Annotated in this window: 14 protein-coding genes; 10 read left to right on the top strand and 4 right to left on the bottom strand. The window is 61.0% G+C overall.

From position 1 onward, the window contains the following. Positions 1-187 precede the first annotated feature (187 nt). A complete protein-coding gene (pssA, locus tag ACIPL2_RS01225) occupies positions 188-1,531 on the bottom strand; it encodes a CDP-diacylglycerol--serine O-phosphatidyltransferase (protein WP_401352176.1) in 1,344 nt (447 codons plus the stop codon). 216 nt (positions 1,532-1,747) lie between these two features. Here pssA and ACIPL2_RS01220 point away from each other — a divergent pair, with 216 nt between their 5' ends. Continuing rightward, positions 1,748-2,311: a TetR/AcrR family transcriptional regulator gene (locus ACIPL2_RS01220; RefSeq protein ID WP_401352174.1), complete on the top strand. Its 564-nt coding sequence runs from the start codon at positions 1,748-1,750 to the stop codon at positions 2,309-2,311. Positions 2,312-2,367: 56 nt separating this feature from the next. Then, positions 2,368-2,844, top strand: a complete 477-nt coding sequence (locus tag ACIPL2_RS01215) for a DUF1348 family protein (protein ID WP_401352171.1) — start codon at positions 2,368-2,370, stop codon at positions 2,842-2,844. Positions 2,845-2,964: 120 nt separating this feature from the next. On the opposite strand, the gene sfnG is transcribed toward ACIPL2_RS01215, so the two are convergent. Further along, positions 2,965-4,059, bottom strand: coding sequence for a dimethylsulfone monooxygenase SfnG (gene sfnG / locus ACIPL2_RS01210; protein WP_401352169.1), 1,095 nt, complete (start codon positions 4,057-4,059; stop codon positions 2,965-2,967). A gap of 356 nt (positions 4,060-4,415) precedes the next feature. Between sfnG and ACIPL2_RS01205 the strand changes: the two genes are divergently transcribed. Both ACIPL2_RS01205 and ACIPL2_RS01200 read left to right on the top strand, forming a co-directional pair. Continuing rightward, positions 4,416-5,654, top strand: coding sequence for an acyl-CoA dehydrogenase family protein (locus ACIPL2_RS01205; RefSeq protein ID WP_401352166.1), 1,239 nt, complete (start codon positions 4,416-4,418; stop codon positions 5,652-5,654). Between the two features lie 181 nt (positions 5,655-5,835). Beyond that, positions 5,836-6,615, top strand: a complete 780-nt coding sequence (locus tag ACIPL2_RS01200) for a TSUP family transporter (RefSeq protein WP_401352164.1) — start codon at positions 5,836-5,838, stop codon at positions 6,613-6,615. On the opposite strand, the gene nudC is transcribed toward ACIPL2_RS01200, so the two are convergent. Continuing rightward, on the bottom strand, positions 6,583-7,413 hold the full coding sequence (gene nudC, locus ACIPL2_RS01195; protein WP_401352161.1) for an NAD(+) diphosphatase: 831 nt from the start codon (positions 7,411-7,413) through the stop codon (positions 6,583-6,585). The two genes, ACIPL2_RS01200 and nudC, sit on opposite strands and share 33 nt — an antisense overlap. A 7-nt stretch (positions 7,414-7,420) precedes the next feature. Then, positions 7,421-8,233 carry a crotonase/enoyl-CoA hydratase family protein gene (locus tag ACIPL2_RS01190; RefSeq protein WP_401352158.1) on the bottom strand — a complete coding sequence of 271 codons (813 nt, stop codon included), beginning with the start codon at positions 8,231-8,233 and terminating at the stop codon, positions 7,421-7,423. 560 nt (positions 8,234-8,793) lie between these two features. Here ACIPL2_RS01190 and glgA point away from each other — a divergent pair. The 6 genes from glgA to glgX all read left to right on the top strand — a co-directional run bounded on the left by glgA (position 8,794) and on the right by glgX (position 19,760). Beyond that, positions 8,794-10,380, top strand: a complete 1,587-nt coding sequence (gene glgA, locus ACIPL2_RS01185; protein ID WP_401352155.1) for a glycogen synthase GlgA — start codon at positions 8,794-8,796, stop codon at positions 10,378-10,380. 16 nt (positions 10,381-10,396) lie between these two features. Further along, complete coding sequence (treZ, locus tag ACIPL2_RS01180; RefSeq protein WP_401352152.1) at positions 10,397-12,193, top strand: malto-oligosyltrehalose trehalohydrolase; 1,797 nt, start codon at positions 10,397-10,399, stop codon at positions 12,191-12,193. After that, positions 12,190-14,268 carry a 4-alpha-glucanotransferase gene (malQ, locus tag ACIPL2_RS01175; RefSeq protein WP_401352149.1) on the top strand — a complete coding sequence of 693 codons (2,079 nt, stop codon included), beginning with the start codon at positions 12,190-12,192 and terminating at the stop codon, positions 14,266-14,268. Before treZ ends, malQ begins: the two co-directional genes overlap by 4 nt. Then, complete coding sequence (locus tag ACIPL2_RS01170) at positions 14,265-17,060, top strand: malto-oligosyltrehalose synthase (protein ID WP_401352147.1); 2,796 nt, start codon at positions 14,265-14,267, stop codon at positions 17,058-17,060. Before malQ ends, ACIPL2_RS01170 begins: the two co-directional genes overlap by 4 nt. Before the next feature lie 21 nt (positions 17,061-17,081). Continuing rightward, positions 17,082-17,408, top strand: a complete 327-nt coding sequence (locus tag ACIPL2_RS01165; RefSeq protein WP_401352144.1) for a DUF2934 domain-containing protein — start codon at positions 17,082-17,084, stop codon at positions 17,406-17,408. 192 nt (positions 17,409-17,600) lie between these two features. Then, a complete protein-coding gene (glgX, locus tag ACIPL2_RS01160; protein ID WP_401352141.1) occupies positions 17,601-19,760 on the top strand; it encodes a glycogen debranching protein GlgX in 2,160 nt (719 codons plus the stop codon). Position 19,761: the final 1 nt, after the last annotated feature.

Raw genomic sequence — 19,761 nt, 5'->3', positions numbered from 1 at the left:
GGATTGAGAGGATGCGATGAAAGAGGTGGTGCTTGCAGCGGCAGATGACGTGACCATCTTTTCAAATTCCTTTTACATGAGTGCATGGCGTCAGCCTAAAACGCACACCTGAAAGGAACTATAAAATTACGCTCTGCCGCTAATGACCCCTGTGCCTGGCTCTCTCGGGCCCCTACCCCGTATACGTTTACAAAATCCGATAGAGCAAACGTTCGATCCGCACCCGACTGACGCGTCGAAGAAACTTGGCCACCGCCGCCGGATAATCCAGGAGCGTTTCCAGGTCCTGATAACGCTCGATGCGGCTAGTGTGCTGGAAAATCTGCGCCAGTTCGGTCCGGCGCGGTTCCAGCAGTTCGCCTTTGGGGTCGTCGAGCAGCAAGGCGTTTTCCAGGTCGAGACGAAAGGCCCGCGGATTGAGGTTGTTGCCGGTCAGCAAGGTGTAGCGCTGATCGATCCACATGCCTTTGAGGTGATAGGTATTGTCGCCGTCTTTCCACAGGTGCAGGTTCAACTGCCCGCTTTCGATGCTGCGATGATGACGCTTGGCAAAGCGTCGCAAGCTGATCTCATAGAGATACGGCAGCGCGGCGATCACCTTGAACGGCTCGCTGGGTGGAATGTAGAAGTCGTTGGCGGTCTTGTCGCCGACGATGATGTCGATCTTCACGCCTCGCGCCAGCGCCCGGTTGATTTCCCGGGTCACCGCCAGCGGCAGGTTGAAGTACGGGGTGCAGATCGTCAGTTGATGCTGGGCACTGCCGATCAGTTCGCCAATCACCCGGCTCAACGGGTTGTTCTTGCACACGCCGATTAACGGGCTGACCGACAGACCACTCTTGTCCGTGGTGCCCATCGTGGTGTCGTAGGCCGCGTACTTGAGGCGGCTACGCAGGTCGCCAATGTCGTTGCGCAGGCTGCGGGTGGTCGGCGGGTTCGGCAGGTCGAGGCGATGCACCGCCTTGGAGGTGATCAGGCCGTGCTTGACCAGGTGATGCATCGAATCGGCCAGTGCCTGGTTCTGCAGCAGGTGATAACGGTCATAGCGGTACTTGTCGAACTTGTGCAGATAGACGTTGTTCAGGCTCGCGCCGCTGTAGATCACGCAGTCATCGATCACAAAGCCTTTGAGATGCAACACGCCGAACAATTCGCGAGTCTGCACCGGAACGCCGTACACCGGCACTTCGCTGGCATGTGTGCGGGTCATTTCCTGATACCAGGCCGAATTGCCCGGCTGCTTGCCGGCGCCGATCAAGCCGCGCTGGGCACGCAACCAGTCAACGATTACCACCACATCCAGTTCAGGACGTGCCAGTTTGGCCGCGTGCAAGGCATCGAGAATTTCCTGGCCGGCCTCATCCTGTTGCAGATAGAGCGCAACGATGTAGATGCGCCGGGTTGCGCTGGCGATTTTTTCCAGCAGGCAACGGCGAAACTCGGCGGCGCCGGAAAGGATGGTGACGGCATCGGCGGTCAGCGGAAAACTGCGCAGTTTAGGCAGCAGAGGGCGTTTGAAAAGCGACGGCATAGGGCTCGCAATGGGTCGAATCCGAAGAACCCGAGAGCTTACACCATGGATTGGCTTGGGTCTTGTGGCTGTCCGTTCTGGCCTCTTCGCGGGCAAGCCTCGCTCCTACAGGTTATGCATGCATCTGTAGGAGCGAGGCTTGCCCGCGAAGGCAATTTCACAGGCACTATAAATATCTACTTGACCAAGGAGAACGACCGTTCTACTGTAGGCCGCATGAACGAAATCACAAGCAACGACACACGCGACATCATTCTGGATGTCACCGAAAAGTTGATCTACAAAAGTGGCATCGCGGCCACTGGCATGGATCTTCTGGTGAAGACCGCCGGCGTCTCCAGAAAGAGTATCTACCGCTACTTCAACAACAAGGAGGAGCTTACCGTCGCGGCCCTGCAACGTCGCGATGTGCGCTGGATGCACTGGTACAGAAGTGCCGTCGACCAGGCCGAAACCCCGGCTGACCGGCTGCTCAACCTGTTTACCGTGCTCAAGGCCTGGTTCGCCTCCGAAGGCTTCCGTGGCTGCGCATTCATTAACACCAGCGGCGAAACCGGCGACCCGCAAGACCCGGTTCGCCTGGTGGCCAAAGAACATAAACAGAAGCTGCTCGACTACCTGCACGAGCTCTGTACCGAACATGGCGCTGAAGACCCGGAGACGCTGGCCAAACAGCTGCTGATCCTGATCGACGGGGCCATCACCGTGGCGCTTGTCATGGGTGATCACAGTGCTGCCGATAATGCGCAATGCATGGCGCGAAAGTTATTGGACCTGTAATAACTTGACCAAGCCCGACAACGTGCTTGAACTTTAATTTGATAAGGAGACTGTACATGTCTAACGCTGAAGTTCGTCCGCCATTGCCGCCGTTTACCCGTGAGTCGGCCATCGAGAAAGTTCGCCTGGCCGAAGACGGCTGGAATTCACGCGATCCGGAACGGGTGTCGCTGGCCTACACCCTGGACACCAAATGGCGTAACCGCGCGGAATTCGCCTACAACCGCGAAGAAGCCAAAGGTTTCCTGACCCGCAAATGGGCGAAAGAGCTGGACTACCGGTTGATCAAGGAACTGTGGGCGTTCACCGGTAACCGCATCGCCGTGCGTTATGCCTATGAATGGCACGACGATTCGGGCAACTGGTTCCGTTCCTACGGTAACGAGAACTGGGAATTTGACGAGAACGGTTTGATGGCCAACCGGTTTGCCTGCATCAACGACATGCCGATCAAGGAAAGCGAGCGCAAGTTCCACTGGCCGCTGGGTCGTCGGCCGGATGATCATCCGGGCCTGTCCGACCTGGGCCTGTAAATTCACATAGATCAAATGTGGGAGCGGGCTTGCTCGCGAAAGCGGTGGGACAGGCAACATGGATGTTGAATGTTAAGCCGCATTCGCGAGCAAGCCCGCTCCCACAGTTTTTTGTGGTGGTCAGGCGACCGCAGCTTGCGGCTTCAAACCAGCCTTGGCTTCCAGCTCACGCACCAACGGCAACACCCGCTTGCCAAAGTATTCCACCTCTTCCTGAAAGTGCAGAAACCCCGCCAGCACCAAATCCACGCCCACCGCTTTGAGTGCGACAATTCTTTCGGCAATCTGCTGCGGCGTGCCGATCAGGTTGGTCTTGAAGCCGTCGTTGTACTGCACCAAATCCTCGAACGTCGACTTCGCCCAATTGCCCTCGCCTTCAGGCGACGCCCTGCCCGCCTGCTTCGCCGCATCGCCAAACGCATTCACCGCCTCCGGGTCGGCCTGATCGATGATCTGCGCCAGCACTGCGCGGGCCTCTTCTTCGGTGTCGCGGGCGATGACAAACGCGTTCACGCCGACCTTCACCGAATGATTGTTCAAGGCAGCCTTGGCGCGGATGTCATCGACCTGGGCCTTGATGCCTTCCGGGGTGTTGCCGTTGGTGAAGTACCAGTCCGAGACCCGCGAGGCCATGTCCCGGGCCGCGCGGGAACTGCCGCCCTGGAAGATTTCCGGCTGGCCCAGCGGTTTCGGTTTGAGGCTGTAGTTGTCGAAGCGGTAGAAGTCACCGCGAAAGGTAAAGTTGTCCTGAGACCAGATGCCCTTCAATGAACGAATGAATTCTTCGGAGCGGCGATAGCGCTCGTCGTGCTCAAGCCAGTGTTCGCCGATGGCCTGGAACTCACCCTTGAACCAGCCGCTGACGATGTTCACGGCCACCCGGCCGTTAGTCAGTTGGTCGATGGTCGCCAGTTGCTTGGCTGCCAGCGCCGGTTGCCACGGGCCCGGCAGGATCGCGGCGATCACTTTCAGTGTGGTGGTCGCGGCCAGCAGCGCATGGCTGAAGGCGACCGATTCATGCTGGTATTCGGCACCGTAACCGGCGGTGAAGCGGATCTGCGTCAGGGCGTATTCAAAACCCGCCGCTTCGGCCAGTTGCGCCAGTGTGCGGTTGTAGTCGATGCCCCAGTGGGTGCGTTGCTCGATCTTGCTGACCACCAGCCCGCCGCTGACGTTCGGTACCCAGTAGGCAAATTTGACGGCTTGCTGACTCATAGGCGTGTCCTCTGGACGTATGGGAAGTCTTGGGACAAGAGCAGCAACCGTGCCAGCGCTGAAACGGGCGTGTGACACGAGTATTTGAAACCGACTGAGAACCCTGTGGGAGCGGGCTTGCTCGCGAACGCGGTGTGCCAGCCAATAAACAGGTTGAATGTGAAACCGCTTTCGCGAGCAAGCCCGCTCCCACATTTTATTCGTGCGTGTCTGAAGCAATTTGCTGCTGTGCTGTTGGTGCAGCAACAGTTCAAGCCACTTCGACATCCAGACGCCCCCGTAAATCCTGTCTGCCGTCTCCGGCATGGACCGTGCAATCCCCCTTGGCACTCACTGCCGATCCAAGGAACTGTCCCATGACCGAACACCAGGTAATCAACCCGCTGTCCATTGGTACTGACTACGAAACATTGGCCGGCAGGTTCCGGCCGATCTTCCAGCGCATCGCTGCCGGTGCGGTTGAACGCGAGCAAACCCGCAGCTTGCCGTTCGAGCCGATCCGCTGGCTCAAGGAGGCCGGTTTTGGCGCCGTGCGGGTGCCGCTTGAATACGGCGGTGGCGGTGCCTCGCTGCCACAGCTGTTTGAGCTGCTGATCGAGCTGGCCGAAGCCGATTCCAATGTGCCTCAAGCCTTGCGCGGGCATTTCGCCTTCACCGAGGATCGCTTAAACTCGCCACCGGGGCCGGCTCGGGATCTGTGGTTCAAACGCTTCGTCGACGGTGACCTCGTCGGCAACGCCTGGACCGAGATTGGCAGCGTGGCGATTGGCGATGTCATCACCAAAGTCTCGCCACACGGCGATCAGTGGCGGCTCAACGGTGAGAAGTTCTATAGCACCGGCAGCCTGTTTTCCGACTGGATCGACGTCTATGCCCAGCGCAGCGATACCGGCGGCGACGTGATTGCCGCCGTCCGCACCCGCCAGCCCGGCATCGTGCAAAGCGACGACTGGGACGGTTTCGGCCAGCGCACCACCGGCAGCGGCACCTCGCGGTTTACCGATGCCGAGGTGGAAGCCGAGAACGTCATCGACTTCGCTACCCGCTTCAAGTACCAGACGGCGTTTTATCAGTTGGTACTGCTGGCGACCCTGGCCGGGATCGGCCGTGCGGCCTTGAGCGATGTGGCGCATCAGGTGCGCGAACGCAAACGCATCTACAGCCATGGTAATGCGCAGCATGTCCGCCAGGACGCGCAAGTGCAGCAAGTGGTCGGTGACATTGCCGCGCTGGTGTATGCGGCCGAGGCCAGCGCCTTGAAAGCCGCACAACCGGCGCAACGGGCGTATCTGGCACGGTTTTCGGGGGATGAAGGGTTGGAGCGAGCGGCTAACGTCGCGGCAGAAATTGAATCGGCGAAGGCTCAGGTGGTGGTGTCGGAATTGATCCAGCGGGCAACGACCGAGTTGTTCAATGCACTAGGGGCTTCGGACATTCGCGAAGGCAAGTCGCTGGATCGGCATTGGCGTAATGCGCGGACGGTGTCTTCGCATAATCCGCTGATTTACAAGGCACGGATTGTCGGTGACTGGGTGATCAACGGGACTGAGCCGCCGTTTGTATGGCAGATCGGCAATGGGCCTGAGCGAAAGTGATGTAGCGCCTGCAAGTCAGTCTTCGCGGGCAAGCCTCGCTCCTACAGAAGCAGCGCATAACCTGTAGGAGCGAGGCTTGCCCGCGAAGGTGCCAGACCAGTCGCCGCAGATGTTGGATATAGGTAAGATATCGGCCCTTCCCCGCAGCCCTTTCCTGCACCCCGCCGAATAAGCCGATTCCATGCCTTTCGAACTCAGCGTTGACCTCACCACCCTGGCCATTCTGGCCTTTGTCGCTTTCATTGCCGGTTTCATCGACGCCATCGCCGGCGGTGGCGGTCTGTTGACCACCCCGGCGCTGTTGACCGCCGGCCTGCCACCGCACCTGGTGTTGGGCACCAACAAACTCAGTTCGACCTTCGGCTCGGCCACCGCCAGTTTCACCTTCTACCGGCGCAAGTTGTTCCACCCCAGGCAATGGGTACACGCCATCGTCGGCACCCTGGTCGGTGCACTGACCGGTGCCGTGGTCGCGCATTACCTGCCGGCGGAGTGGCTGAACAAAATGCTCCCGGTGATCGTTTTCGCCTGCGGCGTCTACCTGTTGTTCGGCGGCACGCCGAAAGCGCCGCTGGACAGCGACGCACCGATCATGAAAAAGTGGCAATCGACCCAAGGCTTCAGCCTCGGTTTTTATGACGGCGTGGCCGGCCCCGGCACGGGCGCGTTCTGGACCGTCAGCAGCCTGCTGATGTACCCCATCGACCTGGTCAAGGCCAGCGGCGTGGCGCGCAGCATGAACTTCGTCAGCAACATTGCGGCGCTGTCGGTGTTCGTGTTTTCCGGGCAAGTGGACTGGATCATCGGCCTGAGCATGGGCCTGTCGGTGATGGTCGGCGCCTTCTTCGGCGCACGCACCGCCATCAGCGGTGGTGCGAAGTTCATTCGTCCGGTGTTCATCACCGTGGTGCTGGGCTTGACCGTGCGGTTAGCCTGGCAACACTGGTTCAGCGTGGCCTAAGCGCCGCGCCACGTAGACGTCGATCAGGTAACGGGCAATCGATTTTGACGCCGGCAACGGCGGCAGTTCGTGCACGTTGAACCACTGGGCGTCTTCGATCTCGTCTTCCTGACAGACAATCTCGCCACCGGCGTATTCGGCATGAAAACCGAGCATCATCGAGTGCGGGAACGGCCAGCACTGGCTGCCCAGGTACTGGATGTTCTTGACCTCGATCTGCACCTCTTCGCGGACCTCGCGAATCAGGCATTGCTCAGCCGACTCGCCCGGCTCGGCGAAACCCGCCAGCGTGCTGTACACCCCGGTGACAAAACGCGGTGAACGCGCCAGCAAGACCTCATCGCCGCGAGTAATCAGCACAATCATGCTCGGCGAGATGCGCGGGTAATAACGCAAATCGCACGGTTCGCAGTACATCGCCCGCTCACGCGGAACCTGGTGGGTCGCTTGCCCGCAATTGCCGCAAAAGCGGTGCTCGCGCGCCCAGGTACCGATCTGCGCGGCATACCCCAGCACTTTGTAAACCGTGTGATCGCCTTCAAGCATGAACGCGCGCAGGCCTTTCCAGTTGCAGCCCGGCACGTCGCTGTGGCTGCGCAGTTCCAGCAGATACACAGGTTCGCCATCCAGATGACCGATGCCATGTTCGGAAATGACCGACAGGTCCTGGCGCTTGAGCCATTCGCGCGGGAACAGCGCGCCATTGTCATCAAACAGGAAACCTTCGGGGCTGCGTGCCACGGCCCAGCCGCCGGGTTGGTCGGTATCCAGTACTGCAGTGGTCCAGCGTGAAGTCATGTTTAATTCAATCCAGAAATTCGGGTTTCTGTTTGCTCATATGGGCAGCGATGGCCACGCGCAAATCGGTGGATTGCAGCATGGCGGCGTTCCAGGTGGCGACGTATTCGAGGCCGTCGTCGATGCGATGGTCACGCATGTAACTGATCATCTCTTTGGTGCCGGTGACGGCAATCGGCGACTTGCTGGCGATTTCGCGGGCAATGCCCATGACGCCGTCGAGCAGGCTGGCGGTGTCGCTGTAAACGCGATTGACCAGGCCCATGCCACGCGCTTCTTCGGCGCCGAAGGTGCGACCAGTGTAAGCCAGTTCACGCAGCATGCCGTCACCGATGATCCGCGGCAAGCGTTGCAAGGTGCCGACGTCGGCCGCCATGCCGATATCGATTTCCTTGATCGAGAATTGTGCGTCTTCGGCGGCATAGCGCATGTCGCACGCCGAGATCAAATCGATGGCGCCGCCCAGGCAATAACCCTGAATCGCCGCCAATACCGGCTTGCGGCAATTGTCGACGGCGTTGAAAGACGCCTGAAGCGCGAGGATCTTGCGACGCAGCAGGCGCGCGTTGCGCCCCACGTCCTTGCCCAGTTCATTGGCCACTCCCGCCAGCATCATCAGGTCGATGCCGGAAGAAAAGTGTTTGCCCGCACCACTGAGGACCACCACCCGGACTTCGTCGGTGTCATCGACCCACTGGAAAATCTCGATGATTTCGTTCCAGAACGCAGCGTTCATGGCGTTGATCTTTTCTGGGCGATTGATCTGCACATGGGCGATTTTGTCGGCCAGTTCGACGGTGAACGCGGTGTAATGAGACATGGTAGTGATCCTTTACCGGGCAAAAATGAGGCCCGAACTATAACAAGGCCGCACAGCCAGCCGTAAGGCAGCGGTTCGGCCAAAAGCGGGACTTACCAATCGCGCACCACAACAGTGCGCGAGTGTTACGGTGCTTCGCACATTTATATGACGGCCCAACGACTTTTTGAGGCCAAAAGCCAAAAAAACCTGCACTTCGTCGGTGCGTTTCCCCCTCCAATCGGTACGTCCGTACCGCTATAAACCGATTGTCGAACAATTTTGCCATTTGGCCTTCCCCGCTCTAACTTCTGGCCTAGACTGATTTTCGCGAGTCGAAACCAGTCGGTCACAAAGTGGAAAAATAGTCGGAACGTTTGCCAGTCGAGAAAGGTCACCTAAAGGGAAGGTGCGTTGCGACTGGTGCAATCTTTGCAATGGCTACTCCACCCACACTGCTTCAGCGCATTGGGCAGCGCTTGCTCACCGATGCGTAGCGCGTTTGCGCCCGGCCACAGGAATTGGCCACGGAACACCGTTTGCCAGACCTAAGAATTAGATCAACAACACGGGAGATTCATATGATCAGTACGGCTTTAGATATTCAGGGAGAACGTGCTCATCAGCAGGTCGGCGAATCGAGCGCCGTGAGTGCTCCAAGCGCCCAATCGATTAGCGTCCCTGGCACCAAGACGCTGGCACCGGTTAAAAGTCAGAACCCCAACCGCAAGAAAGTATTGTTCGTGACCTCGGAAATCGCCGATCTGGTGAAGACCGGTGGTTTGGGCGACGTCTCCGCGGCGCTGCCCCGGGCGATGGCGCATTTGCACGATGTGCGCGTGTTGATTCCCGGTTACCCGCAAGTGCTGCACAGCGAAAACCCGATTCATATTATTGGTGAGCTCGGCGGTCATGCAGCGTTGCCGCCCTGCAAGATCGGGCGCATGGACATGCCCGACGGTCTGGTCATTTACGTGTTGATCTGCCCCGAACTCTACGAGCGCGAAGGTTCGCCCTACGGCGCTAACAACGGTCGCGACTGGCCGGACAACCACATTCGTTTCGCCCGCCTGGGCCTGGCGGCTGCCGATATCGCCGCCAACCTCGCGCAAATCCACTGGTGCCCGGATCTGGTGCATGCCCACGACTGGCCTGCCGGTCTGGCACCTGCCTATATGCACTGGCGTGGTCAGCGCACCGCGACGCTGTTCACCATCCATAACCTGGCCTATCAAGGCGTAACCAGCCTGGGCTCTTGCCCGGAACTGGGTATTCCGATGCACGCCCTGCAACAGGAAGGCATGGAGTTCTACGGCAAGATGTCGTTCCTCAAGGCCGGCATGGCCTATTCGAGCCACATCACCACGGTCAGCGCGACCTACGCCCAGGAAATCACCACCCCGGCCTTCGGCTGCGGCCTCGACGGTTTTCTCGCCGCCAAGACCCAGCAAGGCCTGCTCAGTGGTATTCCCAATGGCATTGATGAAAGCTGGGACGCGGCCACCGATCCACACCTGTTCTGCCCGTTCAGCATCGGCGACTGGGAAGGCAAAGCGGTCAATGCGGCCCACGTGCGCAACCTGTTCGGCCTGGACGATTCCGAGGGGCCGCTGTTTGCCGTGGTGTCACGCCTGGTCTATCAAAAAGGCCTGGACCTGACCGAAGCCGTCTCCGAATACATCGTCAAATCGGGTGGCCAGATCGCGATCATCGGTCGTGGCGAACCGGAAGAAGAACAAGCCATGCGTGAGCTGGCCCTGCGCTTCCCTGGCCAGATCGGCGTGCGCATCGGCTTCAACGAAACCGACGCCCGGCGCATGTTTGCCGGCAGCGATTTCCTGCTGATGCCTTCGCGTTATGAGCCTTGCGGCCTGAGCCAGATGTATGCCCAACGCTTCGGTTCGTTGCCGGTGGCGCGCAACACCGGCGGCCTGGCCGACACCATTGAAAACGGCGTGACCGGTTTCCTGTTCGACGAATCCACGGCAGAAAGTTATCAAGAAGCCCTGAGCCGCGCGTTCAAGGTATTTGCCTACCCCGACCTGCTCAATGCCATGCGCTGCCGCGCCATGGCGGCACCGTTCAACTGGTGCAAGGCGGTCGAACCCTACGCCGAACTCTACGAACAACTCGTGACTAAAGCCCTGGGTAAATCGGGCCATAAATAACAAGAGGTTTTCATCGATGCCGTTACGGACCCTTGAGACCTGGCCCCACGGCGCAATCATGCTGGACGCAGAGCACACGCGTTTTGCTTTGTGGGCGCCAGATGCGTTTTTCGTCAGTGTCGAACTGGACAATGGACAATCCTTGCCACTGCTGCCTCAGGCTGATGGCTGGTTCGTGATCAACACCCGCTGCCCCGCAGGCACGCGTTACCGCTATAACATCGACGGCGAGCTGGAGGTGCCCGACCCGGCCTCCCGCGCGCAGGCCGGTGATCTCGATCAGCACAGCGTAGTGGTCGATCCCCTCGCCTACCCGTGGCAACACAGCACCTGGCTGGGTCGGCCGTGGAACGAGGCGGTGATCTACGAATTGCATGTCGGCGTACTCGGCGGCTTCAGTGCCGTCGAGCAGCACCTGGCACGCCTCGTCGAGCTGGGCGTTACCGCGATCGAACTGATGCCGCTGGCGCAGTTTCCCGGTGATCGCAATTGGGGTTACGACGGGGTGCTGCCTTACGCGCCCCAAGCCTCCTACGGCACTCCCGAGCAACTCAAGCACCTGATCGACACCGCCCACGGCCACGGCCTGGCGGTGATTCTCGACGTGGTCTACAACCACTTCGGCCCGGACGGCAATTACCTGCATCGCTACGCCAAGGGTTTCTTCCGCGAAGACAAGCACACCCCGTGGGGTGCGGCCATCGACTTTCGCCGGCGCGAGGTGCGCGACTTCTTTATCGAAAACGCGCTGATGTGGTTGCTGGAGTACCGCTTCGACGGCTTGCGCCTGGACGCGGTGCACGCCATCGAATCCCCGGACTTTCTCCAGGAACTGGCACAACGGGTTCGCCAGCAGACCGACCCGGCGCGGCATGTGTGGCTCAACGTCGAGAACGAGCACAACCAGGCCAGCCTGTTGGAAGAAGGTTTCGACGCGCAGTGGAACGACGACGGCCATAACGCCTTGCACGTGCTGCTGACCGGCGAGACCGACGCCTATTACGCCGACTATGCCGACAACCCCACCGAACAACTGGCTCGGTGCCTGAGCCAGGGCTTCGTGTTTCAGGGCCACATCAACCGCCATGGCGAAGCCCGTGGCGAGCCGAGCGGCCACCTGCCGCCCAGCGCCTTCGTGCTGTTTCTGCAAAACCACGATCAGATCGGCAATCGGGCGTTTGGCGAGCGCCTGCACCAACTGGCCAACCCCGCCGCGTTAAACGCCGCGACCGCGCTGTTGCTGCTGTCGCCGATGATTCCGCTGATGTTCATGGGCGACGAGTTTGCCGCCGAAGAGCCCTTCCTGTTTTTCACCAGTCACCATGGTGAATTGGCGGAACTTGTGCGCGAAGGACGGCGAAACGAGTTTGCAGCCTTCAGCGCGTTTGCTGATCCGCACAAGCGTGAACAGATTCCCGATCCGAACGCGCCACAAACCTTTGAAGCGTCACGGCCCAAGCTGACCGCCACCCGGCAAACGGCGATGCAAGGGCTGTATCACCAACTGCTGAACATCCGTCATCGGCAGATTATTCCGCGCTTGCCCGGCGCCCAGGCGTTGGGGGCCGACGTGCTGGCTGAGGGCGCAGTGTCGGCGCGCTGGCTGCTGGGCGATGGCAGTCAACTGCGCATTGACCTGAACCTCAGCGACACGCCTGTGGTCCACACCCCACAGGCCGACGCGTTGCTGTTGTTCGAAACCCCGCCACAGTCAGCCGGCCTGTTGGAACAGGGCACGCTTGCCCCGTATTGCGCGCTAGTCAGCCTCAAGGCCGCAGCCCCTTTGCTACCCCCGGATGGAGAGCGCCAATGAGCGATGCGCAACTGGAAACACTGGCCACCCGAGCGGGCCTGGCCGTCGACTGGATCGACGCCAATGGCCGCCCACAAAAAGTCGCTCCATCGGTGTTACGCGCCGTGCTGACCGGCCTCGGCCACCCGGCCGGCAGCGCCCAGGAAATCGACGCCAGCCTGCAAGAGCTGCAACAGGTGCAAGAGACCCGGCACCTGCCGCCGCTGTTGACCGCAGACTTCGGTGTCGGTCTCAAACTGGCGCATTTTTTTGAGCCCGAAACGCCCTGCGAAATCCACCTCGAAGATGGCTCGCGGCTCAACCTGAAACTGGACGCCCAAGCGACGCTTCCCGGGTTGATCCCGGTCGGTTATCAGCACGTCAGCATCGATGGCCAGGAATTCACGCTGGCCGTCGCCCCGACTCGCTGCTACAGCGTTGGCGATGCTGTCGACAGCCCGATCCCGCGGACCTGGGGCCTGAGCGTGCAGATGTACTCGCTGCGCCGTCCCGGCGATGGCGGTTTCGGCGATACCCAGGCGCTCGAAGATCTCGCCCGGGTGGCCGGCGAGCGCGGTGCCGAGGCGCTGGCGATCAGTCCGCTGCATGCCATGTTTGCCAGCGACACCCAGCGTTACAGCCCTTATTCGCCGTCCAGCCGCTTGTTCCTCAACAGTCTTTACGCCGCGCCGGGCGCCATTCTTGGCGAACGCGCGATGCGCACCGCGATTGATGCGACTGGCCTGGCCGTTGAATTGAAACACCTGGAAGAACTGCCGCTGATCGACTGGCCCGCCGCTGCCGAGGCCAAACATCGCCTGTTGCAGGCGTTGTACGAAGGGTTTGTCCAGGGTGAGCATCCGTTGCATGCCGACTTCAGCAGCTACCGCCACGCCGCGGGCGAAGCCCTGGAAAACCACTGTCGCTTCGAAGCGATCCAGGAAGCCCGCGCCGCCAAGGGTGAAAGCCTCGACTGGCGCGAATGGCCCGAGCAATGGCGCGACCCACGCAGCGCCGCGCTGGCCGAGTTCGCCGAAGAAAACGCCGGACGCATTGGCTTCTTCGCCTTCTGCCAATGGCTGATCACCCGCTGTCTGGAGCGCGCGCAAACCGCCGCCCGCAGCAGCGGCATGCACATTGGGCTGATCGCCGACCTGGCGGTGGGCGCCGACGGCGGCGGCAGCCAGGCCTGGAGCCGCCAGGACGAATTGCTCGCCTCGCTGACCGTGGGTGCGCCGCCGGACATCCTCAACCGCACCGGTCAGGGCTGGGGCATTTCCGCGTTCTCTCCGGAAGGTCTGGTGCGTCACGGTTTCCGCGCCTTCATTGAAATGCTCCGGGCCAATTTCGCCCACGCCGGTGGCCTGCGCATCGACCATGTCATGGGCCTGCAGCGGCTGTGGGTGATCCCCAACGGCGCGTCACCGGCCGACGGTGCCTACCTCTATTATCCGGTGGACGACCTGCTGCGTTTGCTGACCCTCGAATCCCACCGTCATCAGGCCATCGTCCTCGGCGAAGACCTGGGCACCGTGGCCGATGGCCTGCGGGAAAAACTCATCGCCCGCTCGATCCTCGGCATGCGCGTCTTGCTGTTCGAACAGGACAACGCACACTTCAAGCCGATTCTCGACTGGCCGGACAACGCCCTGGCGACCACCAGCACCCACGACTTGCCCACCCTCAACGGTTGGTGGCATGGCCACGATATCGACTGGAATTCGCGACTCGGCCTGGTCGACGCCACGGGCGAAATCGAATGGCGCCATCACCGTGAACGGGAACGCGAAGGCCTGCGCCGGGTGTTAACCGAGGACCCGCAAAACTTCCGCGAAGAGTCCCATGAAACCGATCAGGTGCTTGACGCCGCGATCCGTTTCCTCGGGCATACCCGCGCGCCACTGGTGTTGCTGCCGCTGGAAGATGCCCTGGGTATCGAACAGCAGGCCAACCTGCCCGGCACCATCGACACCCATCCCAACTGGTCGCGACGCCTGAACGGCAACAGCGAAGCCTTGCTCGATGACCCGGACGCCGCCCGGCGCCTGGAGCTGCTGGCCTGTGCGCGACTCCAGGCGGCCGAGCGTGACCAATGAATCAGGCGCTAATCCAACCGCTGCGGGCGACCCTGCGGCTGCAGTTTCATAAAGACTTCACGCTGGACGACGCGGTGCCGCTGGTGCCGTATTTCGCCAGCCTCGGCATCAGCCATGTCTACGCCTCGCCACTGCTGAGCGCCCGCGCCGGGTCCATGCACGGCTACGACGTGGTGGACCCGACCACGGTCAACCCGGAACTGGGCGGCGAAGCGGCGTTGCGCCGTTTGGTCAGCGCCTTGCGCGAGCAAAAGATGGGGCTGATCCTCGACATCGTTTCCAACCACATGGCCGTTGGCGGTGGCGACAATCCGTGGTGGCTGGACCTGCTGGAATGGGGCCGCCTGAGCCCGTACGGCGAGTTCTTCGATATCCAGTGGCACTCGCCCGATCCGTTGATGGAAGGTCAGTTGCTGCTGCCCTTTCTCGGCAGCGACTACGGCGTCGCCCTGCAAGACGGCACCCTGCCCTTGCGTTTCGATGCCGGGCGCGGGGCTTTTTATGTCGAGCACTATGACCATCATTTCCCGATCTGCCCAAGCAGCTACGGCGAACTGCTCAAGGCTGACGAGGAACTGAATGAGCAGCAGGCCGAGCAGCTCAAGTTCCTGGCCGACCGTTTCAGTGCGTTGAGCTATCAGACCGACGCTCACAGCCTGGCCAAGCCGCTGCAAGCGGAGCTGCGTGAACTGGCGGGCGATCCGGCGACGCTTCAAGCCATCCAACGCAACCTGCAAGCGTACGACTCGCTCACCGCAGAAGGCTTTCAGCGTTTGCACAACTTGCTTGAGCGCCAGAGCTATCGCTTGGCGAGCTGGCGCACGGCAGCGGACGACATCAACTGGCGGCGCTTTTTCGACGTTAACGAACTCGGCGGCCTACGGGTCGAACGCCCGGCGGTGTTCGAAGCCACCCACGCAAAAATCTTCGAGCTGGTGGCGGAAGGTTTGGTCGACGGCCTGCGTATCGATCACATCGACGGCCTCGCCGACCCACGGGGTTATTGCCGCAAACTGCGGCGTCGGGTCGATAGCCTGTCACCGGATCGGCACTTGCCGATCTACGTCGAGAAGATCCTCGGCGAAGGCGAAACCCTGCACCGCGACTGGTCGGTGGACGGCACCACCGGTTACGAATTCATGAATCAATTGTCGCTGCTGCAACACGCTCCCGAAGGCGCGCAGGTCTTGGGCGAACTCTGGAGCCGCTACAGCGAACGGCCCGCCGATTTCCGTCAGGAAGCCCAACTGGCGCGCCAGCAGATCCTCAACGGCTCGCTCGCCGGGGATTTCGAAAGCGTCGCCCAGGCCCTGTTGCAAGTGGCCCGGGACGACCTGATGACCCGCGACCTGACCCTCGGCGCAATTCGTCGGGCATTGCAGGAACTGATCGTGCATTTCCCGGTGTACCGCACCTACATCAGCCCCCGTGGCCGCTCCGCCGAAGACGATGTGTTTTTCCAGCAAGCCATGGACGGCGCCCGTCAGACGCTCAGCGAGGCAGATTGGCCGGTACTCGATTGCCTGGCCGGCTGGCTTGGTGGTGAGCCGTGGCGCAAACGGCCGGTGGGTCGCCCGCGCAAGATGCTCAAGCACGCTTGCGTACGCTTTCAGCAACTGACCTCGCCGGCCGCGGCCAAGGCCGTGGAAGACACCGCGTTCTATCGCTCGGCGGTGTTGCTGTCGCGCAATGATGTCGGCTTCAGCACCGAGCAGTTCAGCGCCCCGGTGGCCGACTTCCATGCCGCGTGCAGTAATCGCCTCGAACAATTCCCGGACAACTTGCTCGCCACCGCCACCCACGATCACAAACGCGGCGAAGACACCCGCGCGCGCCTGGCGGTGTTGAGCGAGCGCGCCGTCTGGTTCGCCGAGCAGGTGCCGCTCTGGCGGACCCTCGCCCGGCCACTGCGCAGCGACGACCAGATGCCCACGGCGGGCGATGAGTTGATCCTCTATCAAGCGTTGCTCGGCAGCTGGCCACTCGACTTGCGCAGTGACGATCAAGCAGCGCTCGAGGACTACACTCAACGAGTGTGGCAGTGGCAACAAAAAGCCCTGCGCGAAGCCAAGTTGCAAAGCAGCTGGAGCGCGCCCAACGACGCTTACGAACACGCGGTCCAGCGCTTCCTGCAACAGCTATTGCTGAGCCCCGAAGGTGAACTGTTGCGCAGCGCCCTCGGCAAGGCCGCCAGGACCATCGCCATCCCCGGCGCGCTCAACGGTTTGGCGCAAACTTTGCTGCGTATGACCGTACCGGGCGTGCCTGATCTTTATCAGGGCAACGACTACTGGGACTTTACGCTGGTCGATCCGGACAACCGCCGGCCAGTGGATTACGCCAATCGCCAGCAGGCCATGCAGCGACCTTTGGACCTGCCCGATCTGTTGGCGAACTGGCGTGACGGGCGTATCAAGCAAACCTTGATTGCGCACACGTTGAACCTGCGTGCCGAGCATGCCGAGCTGTTTCGGCGAGGCACTTATCAGGCGCTGGAAGTGGTCGGCAGCCAGGCACAGCGCGTGCTCGGGTTTGTTCGCGAACATGAGGGGAAACGGGCCATCGTGATCGTACCGATACGTTGCGCACAGCTGCTGGAAAACAGTGCCGAGCCCAGGATCGGCGCGCTGCAGTGGGGCGATACACGGATCAAAATACCGTTCGCCGCCCCTGACGAAAATCTAAAGGGACTTTTTTCCAGCGTCGCAGTCACACATCACAGGGAACTGATGATCAGTGCCGCGCTGGGGGATTTCCCGGTCAATCTCTTTATCCAAACGACTAACACTTGAGTTCAGTTCAGGAGCATTGCGATGAGTACCGACGATAAACGCGTCCGCGAATTTGCCTATCAGATCTGGGAGTCGGAAGGAAAGCCCGAGGGCCAGGATGCTCGCCATTGGGAGATGGCGCGCAAGCTGGCAGAAGCTGAGGCCCTGGCGCCGAGCAAATCGGCAAAAGCGGCAGGCAGCAAAACCGCCGCCACCAAGGCGCCTGTCAGCAAAACCGCGAACGGCAAGGCTGGCGAGCCCAAAACCAAAGCCAAGGCCAAACCTGCAGCGGCTTCAAAAGTGATCCCGCCGGGCGAAAAAGCCGCCGAGAAAAAGCCTCGAGCAGCGCGTAAACCGCCTGCTGTCTGACGCTACACCTGTTTGACCTGATTCACTGCGTGGCGAGCCCTCTCGCCACCGAGGACTCGCTCGCCCTGAATTATTGAACGTGTAGGAGCCAGGCTTGCCGGCGAATGCGCCCGTCAAAACGCCTTCGCCGGCAAGCCTGGCGCCTACAGTAAGAACGACGCGACACCCGTACCCCTTTTTGCAGGAGCATCTATGACCAATCCAAAGAAAGCCGCGCCAGAACCTCAAGCCGAGGCCTCGCGAATCCGTGAAGGCTTGCCCTTCCCGCTGGGCGCGACCTGGGATGGCCTGGGGGTCAACTTCGCTTTGTTTTCCGCCAACGCCACCAAGGTCGAACTGTGCATCTTCGATGATGCCGGCGAAGTCGAACTCGAACGCATCGAGCTGCCGGAATACACCGACGAGATTTACCACGGCTACCTGCCCGACGCGCATCCGGGGCTGATCTACGGTTACCGCGTGTACGGCCCGTACGACCCGGCCAACGGTCATCGCTTCAACCACAACAAACTGCTGATCGACCCCTACGCCAAACAATTGGTCGGCAAGTTGAAGTGGTCCGAGGCACTGTTCGGCTACACCATCGGCCACCCCGACGCCGACCTCAGTTTCGATGAGCGGGACAGCGCGCCGTTCGTGCCCAAATGCAAAGTGATCGACCCGGCGCACACCTGGGGCCACGACCATCGGGTCAGCGTGCCGTGGGACAAGACCATCATTTATGAAACCCACGTGCGCGGCATCAGCATGCGTCACCCTTCCGTCCCCGAGAACGTGCGTGGCACCTTCGCCGGGTTGATGGTCGATGACGTGCTCGAACACATCCGCAAGCTGGGCGTCTCGACCGTGGAACTGCTGCCGATCCACGCGTTCGTCAACGACCAGCATCTGCTGCACAAGGGCATGACCAATTACTGGGGCTACAACAGCATCGCGTTCTTCGCCCCGGACCCGCGCTACCTGGCCAGCGGCAAGATCGCCGAGTTCAAGGAAATGGTCGCGCACCTGCACGAAGCCAATCTGGAAGTGATCCTCGACGTGGTCTACAACCACACCGCCGAGGGCAACGAACAAGGCCCGACGCTGTCGATGCGCGGTATCGACAACGCCTCGTACTACCGCTTGATGCCTGACGACAAGCGCTTCTACATCAACGACTCCGGGACCGGCAACACCCTGGACTTGAGTCACCCGTGCGTGCTGCAGATGGTCACTGACTCCTTGCGCTACTGGGCCACGGAAATGCACGTCGATGGTTTCCGCTTCGACCTGGCAACGATTCTCGGGCGTTATCACGACGGCTTCGATGAGCGTCACAGTTTCCTCGTGGCCTGCCGCCAGGACCCGGTGCTGCGTCAGGTGAAAATGATTGCCGAGCCGTGGGATTGTGGTCCCGGCGGTTACCAGGTCGGTGGTTTCCCGCCCGGCTGGGTCGAGTGGAACGACAAGTACCGCGACACCGTGCGCGCGTTCTGGAAAGGCGATGATGGTCAACTGGCAGACTTCGCCAGTCGCATGACCGCCTCGGGCGAGATGTTCAACCAGCGGGGTCGCAGACCCTACGCCTCGGTGAACTTCATCACTGCCCACGACGGTTTCACCCTCAATGACCTGGTGTCGTACAACGACAAGCACAACGAAGCCAACGACGAAAACAACCAGGACGGCAGCAACAACAACCTGTCCTGGAACCATGGCGTCGAAGGCCCGACCGATGATCCCGAGATCAACGAGCTGCGCCAGCGCCAGATGCGTAACTTCTTCGCCACGCTGCTGCTGTCCCAGGGCACGCCGATGCTGGTGGCCGGCGACGAGTTCGCCCGCACCCAGGAAGGCAACAACAATGCCTATTGCCAGGACAGCGACATCGGTTGGGTCAATTGGGACCTGAGCGACGACGGCAAGGCCCTGCTCAAATTCGTCAAACGCCTGATCAAGCTGCGCCTGGCCTACCCGATCCTGCGACGCGGACGCTTCCTGGTGGGCAATTACAACGAGGACATCGGGGTCAAGGACGTCACCTGGCTCGCGCCGGATGGCAGCGAAATGACCACTGAACAATGGCAGGAAGCCCATGGCCGCTGCCTGGGCATGCTGCTCGATGGCCGCGCTCAGGAAACCGGGATTCGCCGTAAAGGCGCCGACGCCACCGTGCTGTTGGTGGTTAACGCGCACCACGACATCGTCAATTTCCTGCTGCCGGAAGTCCCGGATGGCGGGTTCTGGACCTGCATGATCGACACCAATCAACCGTCGATTCGCGGTCAGGAACGCTTCGAGTTCGGTCATGAATATTCGGTCACCGGCCGTTCGCTGCTGCTGTTCGAATTGCAGCATGAGGAAGAAGAGTGAA

The sequence above is a fragment of the Pseudomonas sp. NPDC086251 genome (genome assembly GCF_044746405.1).
Lineage (GTDB): Bacteria > Pseudomonadota > Gammaproteobacteria > Pseudomonadales > Pseudomonadaceae > Aquipseudomonas.
Note: the sequence above shows the minus strand (reverse complement) of the source record. Positions and strands in the feature narration are given on the sequence as shown.